21 protein-coding genes and 1 pseudogene are annotated in these 20,297 nt (G+C 48.4%); 8 read left to right on the plus strand and 14 right to left on the minus strand.

Annotation, left to right across the window (positions count from 1 at the left end; all coding sequences use genetic code 11):
* Nucleotides 1-29: 29 nt before the first annotated feature.
* Nucleotides 30-623: an XTP/dITP diphosphatase gene (locus EL268_RS20785; RefSeq protein ID WP_048032069.1), complete on the minus strand. Its 594-nt coding sequence runs from the start codon at nt 621-623 to the stop codon at nt 30-32.
* Nucleotides 616-1,377 (minus strand): ribonuclease PH, encoded by a 762-nt coding sequence (rph, locus tag EL268_RS20790; RefSeq protein WP_106655826.1) that lies wholly within the window; start codon nt 1,375-1,377, stop codon nt 616-618. The genes EL268_RS20785 and rph overlap by 8 nt, the downstream gene beginning before the upstream one ends.
* Before the next feature lie 212 nt (nt 1,378-1,589).
* Between rph and EL268_RS20795 the strand changes: the two genes are divergently transcribed.
* On the plus strand, nt 1,590-2,837 hold the full coding sequence (locus EL268_RS20795; protein ID WP_106655825.1) for an MFS transporter: 1,248 nt from the start codon (nt 1,590-1,592) through the stop codon (nt 2,835-2,837).
* A gap of 19 nt (nt 2,838-2,856) precedes the next feature.
* Here EL268_RS20795 and EL268_RS20800 read toward each other — a convergent pair whose 3' ends face one another.
* A complete protein-coding gene (locus EL268_RS20800; protein ID WP_106655824.1) occupies nt 2,857-3,909 on the minus strand; it encodes a GerMN domain-containing protein in 1,053 nt (350 codons plus the stop codon).
* Between the two features lie 96 nt (nt 3,910-4,005).
* Nucleotides 4,006-4,818 (minus strand): glutamate racemase, encoded by an 813-nt coding sequence (gene racE / locus EL268_RS20805; protein WP_106655823.1) that lies wholly within the window; start codon nt 4,816-4,818, stop codon nt 4,006-4,008.
* Between the two features lie 170 nt (nt 4,819-4,988).
* Between racE and EL268_RS20810 the strand changes: the two genes are divergently transcribed.
* Nucleotides 4,989-6,023, plus strand: a complete 1,035-nt coding sequence (locus tag EL268_RS20810; RefSeq protein WP_106655822.1) for a superoxide dismutase — start codon at nt 4,989-4,991, stop codon at nt 6,021-6,023.
* 79 nt (nt 6,024-6,102) lie between these two features.
* Here EL268_RS20810 and EL268_RS20815 read toward each other — a convergent pair whose 3' ends face one another.
* Entirely contained in the window at nt 6,103-7,209 is a 1,107-nt protein-coding gene (locus EL268_RS20815; RefSeq protein ID WP_106655821.1) for a peptidylprolyl isomerase, read from the minus strand.
* Nucleotides 7,210-7,450: 241 nt separating this feature from the next.
* Between EL268_RS20815 and EL268_RS20820 the strand changes: the two genes are divergently transcribed.
* The 4 genes and pseudogenes from EL268_RS20820 to EL268_RS20835 all read left to right on the plus strand — a co-directional run.
* Nucleotides 7,451-8,200, plus strand: coding sequence for a Gmad2 immunoglobulin-like domain-containing protein (locus tag EL268_RS20820; protein WP_106655820.1), 750 nt, complete (start codon nt 7,451-7,453; stop codon nt 8,198-8,200).
* 103 nt (nt 8,201-8,303) lie between these two features.
* Nucleotides 8,304-8,822: a sigma-70 family RNA polymerase sigma factor gene (locus EL268_RS20825; RefSeq protein WP_106655819.1), complete on the plus strand. Its 519-nt coding sequence runs from the start codon at nt 8,304-8,306 to the stop codon at nt 8,820-8,822.
* A complete protein-coding gene (locus tag EL268_RS20830) occupies nt 8,806-9,747 on the plus strand; it encodes a DUF4179 domain-containing protein (protein ID WP_232029972.1) in 942 nt (313 codons plus the stop codon). Before EL268_RS20825 ends, EL268_RS20830 begins: the two co-directional genes overlap by 17 nt.
* A gap of 137 nt (nt 9,748-9,884) precedes the next feature.
* Nucleotides 9,885-10,142 (plus strand): annotated as a pseudogene (locus EL268_RS20835) (GNAT family N-acetyltransferase); the annotation flags it as partial.
* A gap of 273 nt (nt 10,143-10,415) precedes the next feature.
* On the opposite strand, the gene EL268_RS32900 reads toward EL268_RS20835, so the two are convergent.
* The 5 genes from EL268_RS32900 to EL268_RS20855 form a co-directional block, all read right to left on the minus strand.
* Nucleotides 10,416-10,577, minus strand: a complete 162-nt coding sequence (locus tag EL268_RS32900; RefSeq protein ID WP_164724411.1) for a hypothetical protein — start codon at nt 10,575-10,577, stop codon at nt 10,416-10,418.
* 2 nt (nt 10,578-10,579) lie between these two features.
* Nucleotides 10,580-11,140 carry a MauE/DoxX family redox-associated membrane protein gene (locus EL268_RS20840; protein WP_106655817.1) on the minus strand — a complete coding sequence of 187 codons (561 nt, stop codon included), beginning with the start codon at nt 11,138-11,140 and terminating at the stop codon, nt 10,580-10,582.
* A gap of 15 nt (nt 11,141-11,155) precedes the next feature.
* Nucleotides 11,156-12,940 (minus strand): ABC transporter ATP-binding protein, encoded by a 1,785-nt coding sequence (locus EL268_RS20845; RefSeq protein ID WP_106655816.1) that lies wholly within the window; start codon nt 12,938-12,940, stop codon nt 11,156-11,158.
* The gene (locus EL268_RS20850; RefSeq protein ID WP_106655815.1) at nt 12,937-13,470 is read right to left on the minus strand and encodes a TlpA family protein disulfide reductase; all 534 of its coding nucleotides are present in this window, start codon (nt 13,468-13,470) and stop codon (nt 12,937-12,939) included. The genes EL268_RS20845 and EL268_RS20850 overlap by 4 nt, the downstream gene beginning before the upstream one ends.
* 610 nt (nt 13,471-14,080) lie before the next feature.
* A complete protein-coding gene (locus tag EL268_RS20855) occupies nt 14,081-14,977 on the minus strand; it encodes a PhzF family phenazine biosynthesis protein (RefSeq protein WP_106655814.1) in 897 nt (298 codons plus the stop codon).
* A 127-nt stretch (nt 14,978-15,104) separates the two neighbouring features.
* Between EL268_RS20855 and EL268_RS20860 the strand changes: the two genes are divergently transcribed.
* Nucleotides 15,105-15,974 (plus strand): LysR family transcriptional regulator, encoded by an 870-nt coding sequence (locus EL268_RS20860; protein WP_106655813.1) that lies wholly within the window; start codon nt 15,105-15,107, stop codon nt 15,972-15,974.
* Between the two features lie 18 nt (nt 15,975-15,992).
* Nucleotides 15,993-16,370: a DUF3899 domain-containing protein gene (locus EL268_RS20865; RefSeq protein ID WP_106655812.1), complete on the plus strand. Its 378-nt coding sequence runs from the start codon at nt 15,993-15,995 to the stop codon at nt 16,368-16,370.
* Between the two features lie 51 nt (nt 16,371-16,421).
* On the opposite strand, the gene EL268_RS20870 is transcribed toward EL268_RS20865, so the two are convergent.
* From EL268_RS20870 to EL268_RS20885, 4 genes are read right to left on the minus strand one after another with little or no spacing between them, the layout of a single operon-like run.
* The gene (locus EL268_RS20870) at nt 16,422-17,372 is read right to left on the minus strand and encodes an ABC transporter ATP-binding protein (protein ID WP_106655811.1); all 951 of its coding nucleotides are present in this window, start codon (nt 17,370-17,372) and stop codon (nt 16,422-16,424) included.
* Nucleotides 17,369-18,391: an ABC transporter ATP-binding protein gene (locus tag EL268_RS20875; protein ID WP_115984406.1), complete on the minus strand. Its 1,023-nt coding sequence runs from the start codon at nt 18,389-18,391 to the stop codon at nt 17,369-17,371. Before EL268_RS20875 ends, EL268_RS20870 begins: the two co-directional genes overlap by 4 nt.
* Nucleotides 18,392-18,411: 20 nt before the next feature.
* A complete protein-coding gene (locus tag EL268_RS20880; protein ID WP_164724585.1) occupies nt 18,412-19,347 on the minus strand; it encodes an ABC transporter permease in 936 nt (311 codons plus the stop codon).
* 9 nt (nt 19,348-19,356) lie between these two features.
* Nucleotides 19,357-20,289: an ABC transporter permease gene (locus EL268_RS20885; RefSeq protein WP_106655808.1), complete on the minus strand. Its 933-nt coding sequence runs from the start codon at nt 20,287-20,289 to the stop codon at nt 19,357-19,359.
* Nucleotides 20,290-20,297: the final 8 nt, after the last annotated feature.

Raw genomic sequence — 20,297 nt, forward strand, 5'->3', positions numbered from 1 at the left:
ACGCCTCACTCTCCTGTTTTCTCTCTTGTCTACTTGATGATTTCAAGCAGTTGCTGCATGGCACGAGCGCGGTGGCTGATCTGGTTCTTTTCTTCTGGCATGAGTTCGGCCATCATTTTGTCCATCGATGGGATGTAGAATACCGGATCGTACCCGAAGCCGTTAGTCCCTTTTGGCTCACGCGCGATCACACCCTCGCAAGCGCCAGTGGCAATGATTGGTTCTTCGCCCGGAATCACTAATGCCAACGTACAACGGAAGCGCGCAGTGCGTTCCTGTGTCGACACTTCTTCCAGCTCTTTCAACAATTTACGCCAATTCTGCTCGTCTGTTGCATCTTCCCCAGCGAAGCGTGCGGAGTAAACACCAGGGCGTCCTTCCAGCGCATCTACTTCCAGGCCGGAATCGTCACCGAGGGCTGGCATGTTCAAGTATGTAGAGATTTCGATTGCTTTTTTCAGCGCGTTTCCTTCGAAGGTGTCCTTGTCTTCTACCACCTCAGGCACACCGTCAAACTCAGCGAGGCTAATTCCTTCCCAGCCCGCATCTGCGAACAGTCTGTTGAATTCTTTCACTTTTCCCTGGTTACGTGTTGCGAGAACGACTTTTTTTCGATTAGGCATGACTTTCCTCCGCTACTGATTGTGCAAAAGAGAGCGTAACATCGGCGAGCGCCTCTTTTTGACTGTTAATCAAGTTGTCAATGCCGACTTTTGCAAGGGCAATCATTTCTTGTAGCTGTTCAGGAGAAAACGGAGCATCCTCCCCTGTTCCTTGCAGCTCGACAAACTTTCCTTTTCCCGTCATGACGACATTCATGTCGACAATCGCTGTAGAATCTTCTTTGTAGTTGAGATCGAGCACTGCTTCCTCGCCGACTACCCCTACTGAGGTCGCTGCCAGGAAGTCGTTGAGCGGCAGCTGTTTCCAGGTGCCACTGTCCACCAGTTTTTGCATCGCGTCTACCAATGCCACGTAGGCTCCGGTAATCGAAGCTGTCCGTGTACCCCCGTCCGCCTGGATGACATCGCAGTCCAGCCAAATGGTGCGTTCCCCCATTGCTTCAAGGTTTACAACGGAGCGCAGAGCACGTCCGATCAGACGCTGAATCTCCATCGTTCGTCCACCGACTTTTCCTTTGGACGACTCACGCGCGTTGCGGGTCGCTGTTGCTCGGGGAAGCATGGAATACTCGGCTGTGATCCAGCCCTTCCCGCCACCACGCATAAAAGGCGGTACCCTTTCCTCCAAAGTCGCCGTACAAATCACCTTTGTGTCTCCGACTTCAATCAGGCACGATCCTTCTGCGTGTTTAATGTAATTGCGCGTAATCGTTACAGGGCGCAATTGATCATGGGCACGGCCATCCACTCTCATTCCAAGTTCCTCCTAAATCGCTTTGTTACACTCCGCTCATTATACCAGAGGCGGGAAACGATCTGCCACTGCACAAACGCCTCTTCCCTATTTACGTTAATTGCAAATATTCTTGTCACTTCCTCTTTTATAAAAAAATCTTGCGGTCATTGTCTGATTTGAATATTATCTAATTAGATATTTGATTAATTTGATGGTAGGTGAATTTATTTATGAGCTTCCTATTTCTTTTAAAAAAGCCGAATTTGCAGCGTCTTTTAACCGCCAATTTCTTAAGCGGAATCGGCGATTGGTTTAACAGTGTTGCTGTGCTCGCTCTACTGCTCGAAATAACGGGAACAGCTATCGCTGTAGGCATTACCCTCGCACTACGTACGCTGCCTCACTTGATTTTTGGTCCGCTGGGGGGGCTGATGGCTGACCGTTTTGATCGAAAAAAAGTGATGGTCGCCTGTGATCTCGTTCGCGGCTTCGTTGCTCTCTCGTTTTTGTTCGTATCAGAAAAATCAGATTTGTGGATCGTCTATGCAGGAACGTTTTTGTTGGTTGCCTTTTCGTCGCTTTACAATCCGGCACGAATGTCCCTGCTCCCCCAAATCGTTGCCCCTGAGGAATTGGCGACTGCAAACGCACTTGATCAAAGTATCTTCGGAATCGTGATGGCCATCGGTTCGTTGATCGGCGGTATTTTTATTGCACTGTGGGGAAGTAATCTCGCTTTTCTTTTCAATGCCCTCTCCTTTTTCGCCTCCGCTCTATTTTTGACGAGACTGAAGGTCCACGCCTCAGCAGATGATTCTGTCAATAACGTGCAGCTGCGGCAGGCTGCCAAAGCCTCTTCGTATGGAGAGGTGATTCGCGCCATCACATCCACACCGATTGTGTACGCCATCCTGTTGCTGAAAGCCGTGTGGCCAATCGGCGGGGGAATTATCAATGTCCTGATCAGTGTCTATGCCTATCAAGTGTTTACTGCTGGTGAATGGGGAATTGGTCTGTTGTACGGTGCGATCGGACTTGGTTTCATTATCGGGGGAATGCTCGCTCAGCGCTTTCAACGATACTTTAACGAAGTGGCTGCCAGCAGCTTCGCTTTGGAAGGCTTTGCACTTCTTTTAACCAGCTTTTCACCCACGATTTATGTAGCGGCACTGTTCTTTTCGCTATCCACCGTGGCGGGAGGAATGGGGAACGCGAGCGTGAATACGTTGATCATGCGGCATGTCAACCCCAGCTACCATGGCAGAGTATTTGCCTTGGATGCGACGATCTCAAACATCCTGATCGGTCTGTCCATGCTCCTTGGCGGCTGGATTCTGACGATGGCCGACCCACGCATAGTCGGCTTTGTAGCAGGTCTTTTTGTCACGGTCCCTTCGCTTGTGCTCGGGCTTGTTATTTGGAGAACCGTACGGGCTAGTGACAACGAGCAATTGCCGAACAAAAACCACGCTCGTTAATACGGGCGTGGCTCTCTCCTTACATCTGTATGGGATTGAGTTGAACTGGACGGCTCACTGGCTTGGTGAACTCGCCACTGGCTAGCGGTTTTCCTTCTACCAGCAGTTGCACTTGCTTGGCTCCTGTCGTCTCTGTCAATGACAAGACGAGCGATTGCAGGGCTTCTGGGCTCGCTTCCTTGCCATCGTCATACTTGAGGATGTCACTGCTCAAATTGACTGTCACCAAATCTTTTTCCTGCTTCACATTCAGAACACGTGTCGTACGCAGCAAGGAACTAAAGAGCTGTGATCCTTGTTTTGGTCCTTTGATCAACTCTTCGACAGTTGCCTTGGCGATGTCAGCCGTTTCAGGAACCAGACGAGTGACTGGGACATAATACGTACGTGTATCATCCAGCTGTCCTTGGAAATAAACCGTTACGCTGGAGGTATCCCCTGGTACCGCCCCATCGCCCAGTTCGAGATTGACTCCTTGATTTCGATCTAATAGCGTGATCGGTGTTTTGGCTGCTGGCATTTCCGTCAACGGCGTTCCGTTTACCCAAATTTGCACAGTCTTGACGCTGCTAAATTCCGTCAGCGCCCGAGTGACAGCATCGACAATTTTCTTCTCGTCTTTCTCCTCATACGTTTTGAAGTCTTTGGAAAAATCGACAGTAGCAACGCCGTTTTTGATGACAAGTCCTTTTACTTCTGTCCCTTTCGGCAAGACAGCGGAGAAGCCACCCTGGAGCATGCTCTCTACCGGACCACCTTTTACCATGTAGCTCAATACTTGTTTGGCAGGACCTTCTGATTTTGGAAGAGTCATCGAGACAGGAACGATATATCCGTTAGCATCCTGCAAGTACACCATTCTCTCTCCAGTCTCCTGAACAACCGGTTGTGCGCCTTCTTTTGCAGCATCCGGGGATGGCGTGCCATTTGGTAAATCAACAGATACCTCTGACTGTGGCGGTGCATCAATACTAATTGTTTCCTTTTCCGGGCCAAAGAGACCGCAGCCCGACAAAAGCACTGCGCTAACCCCCAGCACGGCCGTCATTTTCCCGATGTGCCTTATCTTCATTTCCCCAGCCTCCTCCACACACTTTGTACTACCATGTATACGAGCTAGGCTTGGGTTTATGCGTTGAAAGTTTGTCTCGCCAGACAAGGTCTTCCATCAGGGCTGGACGGATTTTTCCAATGAGTTGTGCTGGACGTTTACTTTGCAATCCAGCCACTCTTCTGCAATGGTCCGGAATGTGTGGGCGTCCCCACTCGTCACAAACAGATGTTCCGGGCGCTCTATTTGCTTGCTTTCGGCGTCCGTTGCAATTTGCAAGGACAATTCTCGCGCTGTCTCCTCTGCGGAGTTGATCAAGCGAACTCGATCTCCCATCACTTCCGAAATGACTGGTGCTAGCAATGGATAGTGTGTACAACCCAAAATTAACGTGTCCAAATCTTCGTGCAAGAACGGGGCGAGCGTTTCTTTTACGACTCTTCTTGCTTCCTCCGAGTTCGCCATGTGGCTCTCCACCAGTGGCACAAATGCGGGACAAGCCATGCCTGCGACGTACAGATCGGGTTGAATCCGCAAAAGTGCGCGTTCATACGCTTTGGTGCGAATGGTCGTTTCCGTCCCGATGACACCGATCCTTCCGTTCTTCGTCACTTGAACAGCTGCACGCGCCCCTGGTTCGATCACCCCGATGACGGGCAGTGGCAAATCCTCCATCGCTTCCTCCAGCACGACGGCAGTCGCAGTATTACAGGCGATCACCAGTGCTTTTAACGGTGTACGCATTACATAATCGATCATTTGAAAGCTGTAGGCACGAATCTCTTCCGGCGATTTGGAGCCATACGGACAACGGGCATTATCGCCTACATAAACAATCCGTTCTTCGGGTAGCTGACGCATGACTTCCTTCGCAACAGTTAATCCTCCTACTCCTGAATCAATAACGGCAATCGCTCGTTCTCTACTCATGCTAATGTGTCTCCCCTGTTGAAATGAATATAGTACAGCATACCACTCAAACATTTGTGCTACTACCATATGCGGAGATGAAATTTCTTGTACTCCGCAAATGTCGCACCTTCTCTAGGCGCCTTTCATAATGTGAGGAGAGATGATGTGCCCACGAGGAGGAGAATCTTTTGGTAGAAGAAGCCAAGAATTTGCTGGACTGGAGCCAATGGGGACGACAATGGATCGAGCATTTGCGAAGACATAAGACCCTCAACCGAGAACTCGAACGACATCTGCACAAATTCGAGGAAACGTTTACGCTGATCGGAAGGCAAGCATCGAAGCTCGATTCCACACAGGCAGGCGATGAGCTCCCTACTCTCATTACTCGCGCAGAACAGGTGCAGGAGCAATTCCATCACTTTTTACGACTGGCTCAGTTGAGTGAAGATGAGCATATGGAACAAGAAATGAGGGAATCTGCTCAGGAATCAATAAATGTACAGCCAGCCGTGGCGGAAGAAGTGCAAGTACCTGTTGTAGTACCAGCACCCATTTCCTATCCCGGTGCACGTGAGCCAGTCCGTGCGGCACGCCCTGTGCCTGCCGGCCGACATACACTCCCCCCACTTCCTTATGCCTACAACGCTTTGGAGCCGTACATCGATGAAGCTACCATGCAAATCCATCACAACAAACTGCACCAAAAGTATGTAGACGATCTCAATACAGCAGAGCGGAAACTAGCAGAAGCTCGAGAAAGTGGCAATTTCGAACTCATACGCCATTGGGAACGCGAGCTAGCCTTTAATGGGGCCGGCCATTACTTGCATACTATCTTTTGGCCAGCCATGAGTCCAAATGGGGGTGGCACGCCCTCTGGTGATCTCGCAGCGGCAATCAATCGGTATTTCGGTTCGTATAACGCTTTTAGGAGACAATTTAGCCAGGCGGCAGAAAAGGTAGAAGGTCCTGGGTGGGCGATCCTCGTTTGGTCTCCGCGAGCACATCATCTGGAGATTCTTACAGCCGAAAAGCACCAGAACCTGTCACAATGGGATGTGATTCCGCTACTGGCTCTAGACGTATGGGAGCATGCCTATTTCCTGGGGTATCAAACCCAGCGAGACAAGTATGTAGAGAACTGGTGGAATATCGTCAACTGGCCCTATGTGGAAGAGCGATACGAGAAAGCACGAAAACTTCGCTGGGAGCCGTATTGACTTGTACCCTCCCTTCAGTGACAAACCCCCTCGTCATCCCAAATGGCAGGAATGAGAGGGGTGTTTTTGCTGGCAAAACTTATTCGTTATACGGGACAAATTCGATCTTTTGCACCTTGATCGGATTTTGGATGGGCTTCGCATTCTCATCTGTTTTCTGGGCAGCGATCTTGTCTACGACTTCCATCCCGGCAAAAACATGACCAAAAACAGTGTGGCGATTGTCGAGGTAAGCTCGTCCGCCAATTTCTTTATACTTCGCTTCTGCGTTCAACGGCAGCGCTGACAAATCGAGGTACTCCTGATCTACCTTGGGGCTTTGTACAATGTAGAAATGGGTGCTGTTCGTATTTGGTCCAGCGTTCCCCATACTGAGCGCTCCTCTGAAGTTGAACAGATCCCGGCTAAACTCGTCCTCAAACGACTCGCCGTAAATACTCGGCAGCTCCTTGCCATCCGGCCCTTTCAAATCTCCCGCTTGAATCATGAAATCGTTGATCACACGGTGAAAAATCATATTGTTGTACTGCCCTTTTTTCGCGAGTGTTTTAAAGTTTTCCACTGCTTTTGGAGCTTTGCTTGGGAACAGTCTCAGCTTGATCACACCGGCATCAGTCGTGATCACGCATATTTCTTCCCCTTTGCGCGGCTTCTCCAGCTGAATCAGCTTTACATCTGACACATCGATGCCAGAGTCCTGCCAAAGGACGCCCCACGCCTTCCAGTTCACCGGGTCCGTCCCGAGTCTGGCCAAGCCAAGATAATCCGTTTTTTCAATGGCTTTGTTATCTGCGGTATACCCCACGTATTTGAATTTCACAATCGCGCGGTAGTTATTGTAAGCGTCCTCCTTCGTGACGGTGTACAGCTTGTCTACTTTTGCTTCGATCACCTTAATGTTTTTGTATTGCGCCAATCCTTCCACGTAGGTTTTCATCGCAAAATTCGTCAAGGAGTCATCTGCTACCAGCTTTGCTACCTCAGCAGGATTGGACCGCTGCTTCACCAAGGACGCGATGAAATCATTCACTTCCTGCTTATCTCCCCCATGTGGACGGAACTGGTTGACCTGAACTTCGTTACGATAATCATGAATAGCGTTTGCAGCAGCATGTTGGACAAAAGTCGGACTCAGTAACGGGATCGCAATACTTGCAACGACTGCCAGAGAAACGAGTTTTTTCATTCTTTCCGCCCCCACTAATTAGAAGATTGTTCCATAAAAACAGTATATCTTAATCTTTGAATCGATGCCTGAAATATTTTAAAAATTCCGCCAAATCAAGCGAGTCAATCTCATTTTTTCCCATAAAATCTCTTGCGTCTTTTTGCGTCCCTCCCCCGTCTAACCCGTGTAAACTTCATGAAGCTACAACAAAAAACAATCAATCATTACGTCCATATGCCATATAAGGGAGAGACACACCATGAACAAAAAAACCATTACTGTATTTGCTGCTTCTATTTTGACTTGCTCTGTTTTTGCCGGAGCTCTCAGCACTACTTGGGCTAACCAAACTCCTCCCCCAGTAACCACGCAGCAAGAAACAAAAGCAAACGAAGCAGCCAAGCAGAATATGTTCCGTAATATCAAACGAGCGGAGCCTGCTCTCCTGTACACCTTAAAAGGAGAAGCAAGTGTTTTTGAAGGAACGTACCAATACGCCGTCAAGCAAGGAAAGCATGTCGTGGCAAAAGGATACGGCACAGCTTCAAAAGGTGGCCCGGAATGGGGAACTTTTGCGCAAACGATTACGATTCCAGCAAGCGAGCTGATCGAAAACGAGCCATTGATACTCGAGATCTTTGAAATTAACCAAGAGAACGGCGAAGTCATCAACAAGCTTTCCATTCCATTAGATAGCTCCGATCAAGTAACAAACAACAAAGTATTTCGGAACCTGAAGCTTGCGGCACCGTCTGTCGTGTATACCGTATCCGGTGAAGCTAACGTTTTCGAAGGTACCTATCAGTATGCCGTACAGCAAAACGGTAAAATTGTAGCAGAAGGCTTTGGTACGGCATCGAAGGGCGGCCCAGAATGGGGAGCCTTCACGCAAAAAATCTCCATCCCAACTAGCAAACTAGCTAGCAACCAACCTTTGACGCTGGAGCTGTTTGAAATCGATCAAGAAAGCGGCGAAATGAAGAATAAAATGGTGCTTCCATTGAAGTAAGGATAGAAGGATCTACGCTCCCGCAGTGTCTCTATCGCTGCGGGATTATTTTCAAAAAGAAAGGAAGAACCTAACATATTCGGTAAGGAGGGTGTGCAGCATCGTGAATCAAACTGAACTGGCGCAAAGAGCCATTTCCGGTGATGAAGACAGCTTTACTCTTCTGATCCAAGAGAGTAGAGAAAAAATATATCGCATGGCTTTTACTTATGTACGAAACAAGGAAGACGCGTTGGAAATTGTGCAGGAGACCGTATACCGTGCCTTTATCTCCGTACACAAATTGAAGCAGCCGCAATATTTTCAAACATGGCTGACCAAAATCGCCGTCAACTGCTCCTTGGATCACATACGCAAAGCAAAAAAAGTCGTTTATATGGATAAAGAACATGAAGGCAGCTACGAGCAGAAACCGCGGGAAGATGCCATCGACTTGCATGATGCCTTGGACCAACTCGATGAAAAATCCAGAACGGTTATTATGCTGAGATATTTCGAAGACATGCCCATCAAGGACATTGCCGATGTGCTAGACATACCCCTCAGTTCCGTAAAGTCGATCATTTACCGTGGACTGGAGAAATTGAAAGTGAACATTGGGGAGCGTGAATCTCTTGGATAAAAAGCTGGACGATTACAGACAAGCCTATCACGATATTGAAATTCCCGAAGAGTTGGCGACAGTCACCGAGCAAGCCATCGAACGTGGGAAGCTTCATCGTAAACGTGCGAAAGCAAGAATGCGTTGGTTAAAGCACGCTGGCGTAAGCACAGCCGCTGTCTTTGTTCTTTTTACCGTCAGCGTAAACACGATGCCCGCCTTTGCAAGTGCTTTGGAAAACGTTCCTGGTCTGGGCAAGCTGGTGAAAATTTTGCAATTCAATAAAGGCAGTGCAGGCGGCGGTACTCCTCAGGATGCCGTAGATGTCAGCTTCATTACGGTACAGAAGCAAGGAGACCGTGAAAACATCATCTTGAACTTTACCCAGGATAATGAGGTACAGCAGAACGCCAGCTCCTTCCACGTGAGTTTTACGGAATATCCGAATACGATGTCGTTTGCTGTTGGTGGTGCGAGAAGATTTTCGGCTGTCAAAGATTTCGAGACATTGAAGCAAAGCCCGTATATCGAAGATGCTTATGAGATCATTTCGTTGGACGATTCTCTCGTGCGGTTTCATGTGACCTTTAAGGAAGCGATTGCTTATGAGGTGAAAGAGTATAAGGAACCGGCGCAGGTTCTGATTACGATTTCTCCAAAAGAAGTGTCGCCAGAAAAGCAGCAGCCTGTGTACTCGGTGCGCACTGCTTCTGTGCCGTATGGAGAGACGCTCGGGGCTATGGAGGAATCTCTCTTGGTCGCGGACCATATGCGGGTTTTGAAGGACAAGCAAGGTGGATACTTTGTCGAAGCCGCGTATTATCGGACGGAAGCGGAGGCTCAGGAGAAAATGAAGCAGTTGAAGGATGAGTTTGGGGTGGTAGAGCCGTTGTTTGTGGAGAAGAGAGAGTATTTGGAGGTGCCTGAGGAGATTGTGGCGAGGTAGGGTTCCCCTCCCCTTCCCCTCCGATCAATCGTCAGATTATTCTGGGAGGATAGAAAAGCTGTGAACATGATAGGAAAGTTCCTACAGACTCTATATAATAAGCTCTCAAGAGCGCTCTTTTCTGTTTTTTAGTTTGAATCGGGCTTTATTGGCTTGATGGAACGAAAATCGAAATGCTGTTCGTTGCTCCTGAATACCACGGAAAAGGGGTTGGCAGCAGATTACTTAAACATGCGGAACGCAAGTATGGCCCTAATCTGAAAGTAGATGTCAACGAACAAAACGAAGGGGCTCACGCTTTCTACAAACGATATGGATTTGTGCAAACAGGACGATCTGAACTGGATGGTTCGGGAAGGCCGTTTCCTTTGCTTCATTTAGAATTACAACGTTAATTTTTCATTTTTCAAAAAACAAGACTGTCTCCTGTAGTAGAATTCTCTACTTACGAGACAGTCTTGCTCTACTTATTTGCCTGAAAAACTACCAAGGGCATTCACACAAAGGGCCATTTCTTACGCATCCTTTTTGGCATCCTGCAAACGCACTTGCTCCGAGTTTTTGGAGTAATTTTTTGAACATGTCTATCACCTCAATCTTTCCATAAAATGTATTTACAGGAATATAATACAATACTTATATAGAAATTGAAAGTGTTTTCTGAAATTTCAAGAAGTAATATTTTTGTCGCTTCTTCTACTATTCTCTTCTGCTGCTTCCATTTTGTTAATGAACGTCCCGAGTACCTTTAATACTTGAAACAAGACGACCAAAATCGCGATGACCGTCACCCATAATACTCCGAACCCAATCATCCAACCTGTAGACATGTTCATCCCTGCCTTTTTCGCAAAATATGTTTGAACGTACTGATTTCTCCACTAATAGCCATGAGCAGTGAGATGCACACACTCGAAAAGAAGATAGCGATTACCCAATTGGCGATTTCGAAACGGCCAGACTCTAGATAATGGTCAACACTCGCCCAGCTCCCGCTCCATTGCCCCACATAAACGGCAAGACTGATGAATACGAGGTTACGCAAAACAAGCTTCCATGATAAAAAATGGTTTCCCGCCATTCCGCCGCATCCGCATGAAATCTTCTTTCTGCCTCTTGCTAGATTGATACTGATTGCAAGTGTGTAAGCCCCTAGCAACAAAATCGCCAGAGACAGTCCCAGCGTTGTAAAAAAACCAAGTAGCAAGAAAATCGCTACGGTGGCTTGCAACCCCAGATCCAAATACGTAAAGCTTTTTGACCACGAATAAGGTATGATCTGGTAGGCTCGCACAATGGACAAATGCGTGCTAATATCGCTTATTTTTGAGACAAACGTGCTGAGAAATAAAAAGGCGAGAACCAGCCGAAACAGCAAACCAAGCTCTTCCATGACACCCCTCCTTCATTACGCAAACCATTTCGCCTGCATGCGGTACATGCGCGAATATTCTCCGTTGGCATCCATTAGCTCATCATGATGCCCCACTTCGATCAGCTGACCTTGCTTCATGACAAAAATCCGATCCGCCATTCGTGCCGCAGCCATCCGATGGGAAATAAAAATCGCCGTTTTGTTCTGTGTGAGAGCATCAAACTGCTGAAATACTTCCAGCTCTGCCTGCGGATCAAGTGCCGCCGTAGGCTCGTCCAGAATAAAAATCTCTCCTCTTCTGTACAAAGCCCGAGCCAACGCGATCTTTTGCCACTGTCCGCCTGAAAGGTCTTCGCCATCCTGCAGCGTCCGACCCAAAATCGTATCGTATCCGCTGGGGAGTTTGCGAATAAAGGTATCTGCACCGGTTTCAACCGCTACTTGCCTCATCTGTGCGGGATTGATCTCCTGAGTTACTCTTCCAATGGTGATGTTCTCTCCAGCAGTGAAATTGTACCGAATGAAGTCTTGGAAAATGACCGTGATATTTCGTTGCAGGTCGGAAATATCGAGCTCATGTATCGTCTGATTGTCGAACAAAATATTCCCGGAATGGATCGGATAAAGCCCCATTAAGCATTTGACGAGCGTCGTTTTTCCAGAGCCATTATCGCCAACAATCGCAATACGCTCCCCCGGCTTGATTGTAAAGGAAACTTCATTGATCACATTGCGCTCCATTTTGGGATAGCAAAACGAAACCCGATCAAACGTAATACCAGATTGCAGCTTATTGGGAAACTCCGCTTTGCCAGTGAGCTGCGGAATCGTCTTATCCTCGTATTCCAGAAAGTCAAACAGATCAGCGATGTACAAGCATCTGTTGACGATATGTGCGAGGTTAAAGGTCATTAATGAAAGGAGCTGCTGTGTATTCTGTACCGCTTGGGCAATGGCTACAAAATCCCCTACCTTCAGGGCGCTTGCACGAAGCAGCGATACGACCAATCCCAAGCAGCCAATATACATCGAGGAGGTAAATATCCCTGAGAGAATCAATGCTTTTTCCCTGCGGTGGAGTAGACGAAGTACTTCTTTCATATTTTTCAAATACAGGCGAGACCATCTGCCTAGCAAAAAGTCCTTGAGCTGAAACAGTCGGACCTCTTTGGAGCTGTCGCGCTCATTCAGGATCGAGCTAATGTAGGAGGCTTCGCGAATCTCTGGCGTCTGCAGCCTTGCGAGAAAGTATTCCGACATACCAAATTTGATTTGGACAATTAACAGCGGGATCACGGCCAGCAAGCTCATCACAGCTAATCCCCAGTGAATGCTAAGCAAAAACACCGCGTAGGAAATCAGAGTAATCAGATTTTTCCCCAGATCCAATACCCTTTCCACAGGGTCTAGAAAGCGTTCCCCCATTGCCTCTGCCCGGATGCGGTGGTGATGATTGTAAAATTCCGGATCATCGAAATAAGAGAGCGGAACAGATGCTGCTTTCTTTGCTACCAAATGCTCCAAATGATATTCCAGTCGTTGCTCCGTATGGGCATCGAGAACACGCAAGACCGTTTCCAACGCATTCGTCACCAGCGTCACGGAAAACAATCCTGCGAGCAGCCAAAGCAATGGCTGATAATCATCCGTCTGATCCAGTGCAATGGCCGTAACCTCGTTCACCATTTCTTTCATAATCCAGATCGTAGCCAACGGGGAAAATGCCAGGATAATTCTGAGAGCGATGGAACAAATGAGCCATAGCTTGCCATGTGCCCAAATCAATCGGACTGTTTTTGTAAAATAGGAACGCGTCATACTGCCTCACCTGCTAGCGCCAGGAGCTTCTTTTTGGTTTCCACGGCGGTTATTGGCTTGGCACGAATGACGTCCTGCTCATCGATCACAAAAACGCTGGGGAAATGATTGATCTTGTATGCTTCCAGCATGGGTTCGTTGCCGATCAAGACAGGGATGCCGGATATGTTGTTTTCTTGCAGCCATTGGGAAGTCGATATCTGTTCGGATTCTGTCGAGATGATAACGGATGCATCTGTGAGTACCCTTCCCTCGGACAATAGTTCGTGCACATGATTGGCACAGTGCCCGCAGCCTGTATGCGTGAAGTTTACGATGAGTGGGCGAGGGAGATGATTTAGTTGTTGCTCTTGACCGTTTAACGTAAGGAAAGGCAGTGATTGCAGTTTGGTGCCGATTGCTGGTCCTGTTTCCGGGATGAAAGGGTGGAAGTGATGGACCTGTCTCTGGGTTTGTTTTAATAGGGTGAGAATTTTTGCCAATATAAAGGCAAAGATAAGCAGAAAGATCATGTTTATGGCTATGAGCAAATCTATCGATCTCCTTCCGTGCGACTCGAGATAATACGAGAGGCGTAACATATTTTTACAGAGAAAATACCATAATATTCTATTTTTGTCATTGTTTTATGTTTCAAATAAGTCTGCTGGTAGAAAAATTTTGGTAAAGAAAAAGAAACCCCAAACAAGTATTTTACTACTCGCTTGAGGTATAACTCTTTTTTGCATACATAATCGCTATTCCTGTTTGTACGTATATTTTTCTGGGTTCTTTGCATAGTCGACAGATCATACACAATCATTTGTTTCAAAAGACACTCTCACTTTTCCAGTTGCGTTAATACCTAGTTGACAATAGCCACTTGGCCAGTCTAATGCTCCACCTAGATGATATCGATATTCTTCATAATCCAAAGACTCTCCCCAGCTTTTCGTTAATCTTACATTCATTCCATCATTGGTTTTAATAAAGTCATTTTCGTTAGGCTTGTAAACAGAAACTTCTAATAGACAAGAGGTCACACCCTCAAAGCTGATAGTCGAAAAACCAGCTACAAAGTCATACTCATTTTTTGGTGTTCCGCTTAATGAAAGCCCCCACACTTCTGTAAGGAACGTTTTCTTTTCTATCTATCGTGATTTATCCCCTCATCTGCCCAGCAATCGTCAAATGCGCCTCACCTGCTACGCGAATAACAGGCTCTTCACCAGAGCGATCGACCGTTACATACAGCTTTCCTGGCCGATCAATCGCATGCCCTTGCCCTACGACGAGTTGAGTCACTTTTCCAGCAGGCAGCAACTCTTCCAACGCCAGATAGCCTGCCAATGCCCCGTTTGCAGCACCTGTTACGGGATCTTCCGCAATTCCGATCGCAGGCGCAAAATCCCTCGTATACAAGTCATAGCCTTCCGGAGCATCCCACGTAAACAAATGGGTTGTGGTGATGCCATGCTCCCTGTTCATTTCTGCGAGCGTTGAGAGCAATGGCTGCGCTGCATCGATCGCCTGTCGGGTGCGGACTGGAACGAGTAGATGCCTATTGCCAGTGGAAGCAAGCTTCAACGGATAGCGATCGTCCAAATCAGCCGGTGTTATGCCAACCAGCCTCGCTACCTCTTCTCTGTCTAAATCAATCTCGTTCACAGAAGGTTTTATTTGGGTCATTTCCACTCGCTGTAACTGCCCTTCCTCCATTATCAATTGAACAGGAATCAAACCGACGTTTGTCTCAAACACGATACGGCTACCCTTTTCCAACCATCCGCGTTCTGTTGCCAATAGCCAAGCAGAACCCACTGTCGCATGGCCGCAGAAATCAATCTCAACCGAAGGAGAAAAGTAGCGAATACGAAAATCTGCTTCGGGATGGTCGGACGGCATCAAAAAGGCAGACTCAGGAAGATTCAACTCATTGGCAATTTTCTGCATTTGTTGTAAAGTCAAAGTACCTGCTTCCGGGATGACTCCTGCGGGATTGCCTGCAAATGGCTCTCTCGTAAAGGCATCCACATGGTATACGCTCACATGATTCATCGTTACTTCTCTCCTTTTGTGAAACGAATGCTTCTCTTGCTTTTCATCTTAAAGTGCTGCAACCGCGCTGTAAAATGAAGCTTTCGCATACCAACCATGATAAAAACTTCATGAAAGGAGGAGCTCCATGACTTTGTTTCAAATGGAAGTCCTTGTGGCTGTCACGAACGCTGGTAACTTCACACGAGCTGGAGAACAAATCGGATTGAGCCAATCGGGAGTGAGTCATACGATCGGCGCACTGGAGAAAGAGCTCGGCATTTCCTTGTTCACCCGCAATCGCAGCGGAGTTAAGCTGACCGCAGCAGGCGAAAAAATCGTCGCCTCTGCTCGGACCATATTGGAAAACGTCTCGCTGATTAAACAGGTGGCTGCCGAATCAGGCGGGCTATCGGAGGCGACGCTCCGGATCGCTTCTTTTCCCAGCATAACCGCTCAGCTCCTGCCAACATTACTGAAGTCGATTCAGAGTCACTATCCGCATATGCAAACAAAGCTATATGAAGGAAGCTATCAAGAAATAAAAGAATGGGTTCGCTCAGGGGTTGTCGATGTCGGTTTTCATGTGTGGCCCGATGACGAGCTAGAAGGAATCCTGCTGACGACAGACGCCCTGCTTGCTGTCGTGCCAGCCAATCATCCTCTGGCAAAGGAGCGCTCTCTCACCTTGGAGCAAATAGCCCGCGAATCATTTCTCATGCCCATGGCGGGTTGTCACTTGTTGATTGGCGCGGAGTTTGCCAAGGCTGGGCTTACACCAAATGTTTCCTATGAAATCGCCGATAATACAACGATACTAGCCATGGTAGAAAGCGGTGTTGGGGTGACAGTCGTTCCTTCACTGACTCTACCATCGCAACTACCTGATGTCGCTGTCATCGAAATCACGCCGCCTCTCTCTCGGCAAATCGGCTTGGCTGTACGCTCGCTTCGAGAAGCCCCACCTGCCGTACAAGCATTTTTGCGGGAAGCAGAGCGCATTGCACCCACACTATAAAAAGGACGTGCTTCTTCGTTGAAAAAATGGCTCATTCTCCTACTTGCTCTCTGTGTGATCAGCAGTGTGATTTTAGGAATTACCATTCAAGCCGGTACGTTGGTGCCATTGATTAACCAGAGCTTTTTAATCGGTCTTTTCCTGTTGATCATTGGGAGTATTGCCGTCGTGACACGCTCTGGATTTTTCACTATTTTTCTGCGTGGATTCAAGCAGCTGAAAGGGATGTTCTTTCGCAAGCCACGTATGATGGACAGTGACATTGTTCAAGCAAACGACCCTGCTTTCGAGGAAAAGAAGGAGTCGTTCTTGCGGATCGGAACCTCGCTTTTTCTCACGTCAGGCACGGGACTGATTGTCTTCTCGATTGTTCTTACCTGTTTCTACTATTTATAATCTCACAAAGAAGGGCTGTCCCACCGATTGGGAACAGCCCTTCTTCCTCTCTTACGACTCTATCAAATGACAAGCCACCCAATGTCCGAGTTGTGCTTCCTGCCACTTCGGCACTTCTTCCGCACAACGAGGTTGTACGAGTGGGCAGCGTGTGCGAAAACCGCAGCCACTGGGCTTGTTGGCTGGACTCGGCAAATCTCCCTGCAAAACGATACGCTCTCGCTTCACCGTCGGGTCAGGCACTGGCACAGAAGAGAGCAAAGCCTGCGTATAGGGGTGCAACGGATGAGCGTACAGTTCATGGCTCGATGCAAGCTCGACCATCTTACCCAAATACATGACGCCAATCCGATTGGAAATATGTTTGACCATGGACAGATCATGCGCGATGAACAAATAGGTCAATCCGCGATCATGCTGCAAATCCTCCAATAAATTGACGACCTGGGCTTGAATCGAGACGTCGAGTGCGGAGATCGGCTCATCGGCAATGATAAATTCCGGCTCCACTGCCAACGCCCGCGCGATTCCGATCCGTTGGCGCTGTCCCCCACTGAATTCATGCGGAAAACGCTGCGCATGATCCTTATGCAAGCCCACTAGATGGAGCAGCTCCGCCACACGCTCTCGTCTCATTCCACGACTCAAATGGTGGATGTCCAAGCCCTCTGCAATGATATCCTCCACAGTCATACGCGGGTTCAGACTTGCTTGCGGGTCCTGGAAAATCATCTGGGCATCCCGATTGAACTGCCCCGCTTCTTTTCCCCGAAGCTGATGAACATTCTTCCCTTTGAACAACACTTCGCCATCTGTATGGTCATACAGGCGAATAATCGTCCGGCCTAGCGTAGACTTCCCGCAGCCACTTTCTCCGACCAGCCCGAACGTCTCCCCTTTGTTGATCGTAAACGAAACACCATCGACTGCTTTCAAATCAAATTCCGTTCCAAGCGAAAAATACTTCTTCAAATCGCGAACATCAAGCAAAGCTTCTGTCATACTCCCTGCCTCCCTGCTGCCACCAGCTCCTCTATTCGCGGTGCCCGTGGATCATGGAGCCAGCAAGCAGCCTGATGTCCACGACCGAATTCACTCGTCACGGGCATCTGCTGTTCGCATATCTCCATCGCAAAATCACAGCGGGCAGCAAACGGACAGCCGACTGGCGGATTGAACAAATCTGGCGGGCTGCCTTCGATGGGTATCAGCCGTTGCTTTTCGCCTTCATCCAGACGAGGGAGGGAGCGCATCAGTCCCCATGTATACGGATGACGCGGATTTGCAAAAACGTCCTCCACCGTCCCAGTCTCTACCACCATCCCCGCATACATGACAACCATGCGATGAGCAATCTCGGCCACTACACCCAAATCATGCGTAATAATCACGACCGACAACTCCTGTTCCTCTTGCAGTCGCTTGAGCAAATCCAAAATCTGCGCCTGAATCGTCACATCCAATGCTGTCGTCGGCTCATCAGCAATCACCAGCTTGGGTTGGCAAGCAAGAGCAATCGCAATGACCACACGCTGACGCATCCCTCCGCTGAATTGGTGCGGATACTGATCGATTCGCTTTTCCGGATCGGGAATTCCTACGAGTGAAAGCATCTCGATCGCTCTCTTTCGCGCTTCCTCTCTCGATACTTGGTGACTGCGAACGAACCCCTCTACGATTTGAGTCCCTACCTTCATCGTTGGATTGAGCGCTGTCATCGGGTCTTGAAACACCATGCCGATCTGCGTTCCGCGAATACCCAGCAGCTCTTTTTTGGGCAGGTGACTGATTTGGGCTCCTTCAAAAACAACCTTTCCCCCGACGATTTTTCCAGGTGGATTAGGGATTAATCCCATGATCGCTTGAGCCGTAACGCTCTTGCCACATCCACTCTCGCCTACGATGGCAACCGTCTCCCCTTTGTCCACGTAAAAGGACACTCCCCGTACGGCTTGAACCTCGCCACCATACGTTTTGAAATTCACTCGCAAGTTATCGATTGCCAGCAAATGCTGATTCATCCTCATTCCCCCTGTCGTCTCTAATCGCGTAGACGCGGATCAAGCGCATCCTGCAAACCGTCGCCGAATACGTTGAAGGCGAACATCGTTAGCGAGATCATCAATGCTGGGAAAAACAGTCGCCACCAATCGCCCGTCAAAATAACGCCCAAGCCATCGTTTGTCATCGTCCCCCAGCTGGCGACTGGAGCTTGTACACCGAGTCCAAGAAAGCTGAGAAAAGATTCCGCAAAAATTGCCGATGGAATCGTAAAGGTCAAATTGACGATAATGACGCCAAATGTGTTGGGAATCAGATGCTTGAGCAAAATTCGTGAAAACTTCGCTCCCAATACTTGGGCAGCCAGAATGAACTCTTGATTTTTCAATTGCAGGATTTGTCCGCGTACCAGCCGCGCCATGCCGACCCACCCCGTAGCAGACAGGGCAATAATAATCGTCAACATTCCCGGCTCCATCACAACCATGAGCAAAATGACAACCAGCAAATACGGCAGCCCATACAAAATCTCGATAATACGCATGATGATCGTATCGATGCGATCCCCTCGTTTGCCTCGTCCCGCCATATAGCCTGCAATTCCCCCGACTGTCACTCCGATGACCAGGTCGATGAATGCCGCGACAATACCAATCGTCAACGAAATCCTCGCCCCATACCACGTACGGGCAAACATGTCACGTCCCAGCTCATCCGTACCGAACCAATGCTCTGCGGAGATTTCCTGGTTTTTGGTCAGCAAACTCTGGTCGGAATAACTATACGGCACAAGATTCGGTCCAATGATCGCCATTCCAACCAGGGCGAGAATAATGAAAAGGCCGAGCATTGCCAGCTTGTTTTTCAGCAGCTTCCGAATGACCTGCTGCCCATTGCTGAGACTCGGTCGTGCAATGACATTCGCCTGCGTATTTTTCGCCAACGGGCGAAATAACGGGTCCACTTTGTGCTCCATCGCCACAGTTTATCTCTCCTTGTTGGTCAGCTTGATCCTCGGGTCAATCAGGGTGTATGCGATATCAATCAGGAAAATGGTAAAAATCAGAATCGCACTGTAAAAAATCGTCGTACCCAAAATGACCGGATAGTCACGGTTGAAAATGCCGTCTACGAAATACTTGCCAATGCCGGGAATCGCAAAGATTTTCTCCACGACAAAGGTTCCCGTTATCAAACTGGCAATCAAAGGTCCGAGAAAGGTGACCACAGGCAGAATCGCATTGCGAATTCCATGTCTGACGACGATGATAAACATAGGAATCCCCTTTGCCTCTGCTGTTCGAATGTAGTTCTGGTTCATGACTTCAATCATGCTGGCACGCATGTAGCGGGTAATGACCGCAACTGGACCAAAGGCGAGCGCCAGTGAAGGCAGTATCGTATGCAGCCATGTACCCCATGTCGCAACGGGAAAGAGCGGCAGCTTGATCGCAAAAAAATTGATCAGAAGCGGTGCCATAATGAAGCTCGGGATCGCTACACCCAATACGGCAAGCGCCATGGCAACGTAGTCCAGCCATTTGTTGCGATTGAGCGCTGCGATGATGCCCAATGATATTCCGAAAAGGAGTGCAATCCCAATCGCTTGCGCACCCAACCACGCAGATGCAGCAAAGCCATCGGAAATCATGTCATTGACTCCACGAGAGTCTGATTTGATGGATGGGCCCAAGTCGAGCATTAACAGATTTTTCAGATATAAAACGTATTGAACAGGCAACGGCTCGTCCAGGTTGTATTTGGCACGCAAATTATTGAGAATTTGCTCTGGCAGCTGATCCGACTCGGAGGCAAACGGGTTCCCCGGAATGGCATGCATCAAGGCAAACGTCAGCGTCACGATAATCCACAGAGTGACGAACATCATCAAAATACGTTTTACCAGATAGTTTGACATGGAAGTCC

The sequence above is a fragment of the Brevibacillus brevis genome (assembly GCF_900637055.1).
Lineage (GTDB): Bacteria > Bacillota > Bacilli > Brevibacillales > Brevibacillaceae > Brevibacillus > Brevibacillus brevis.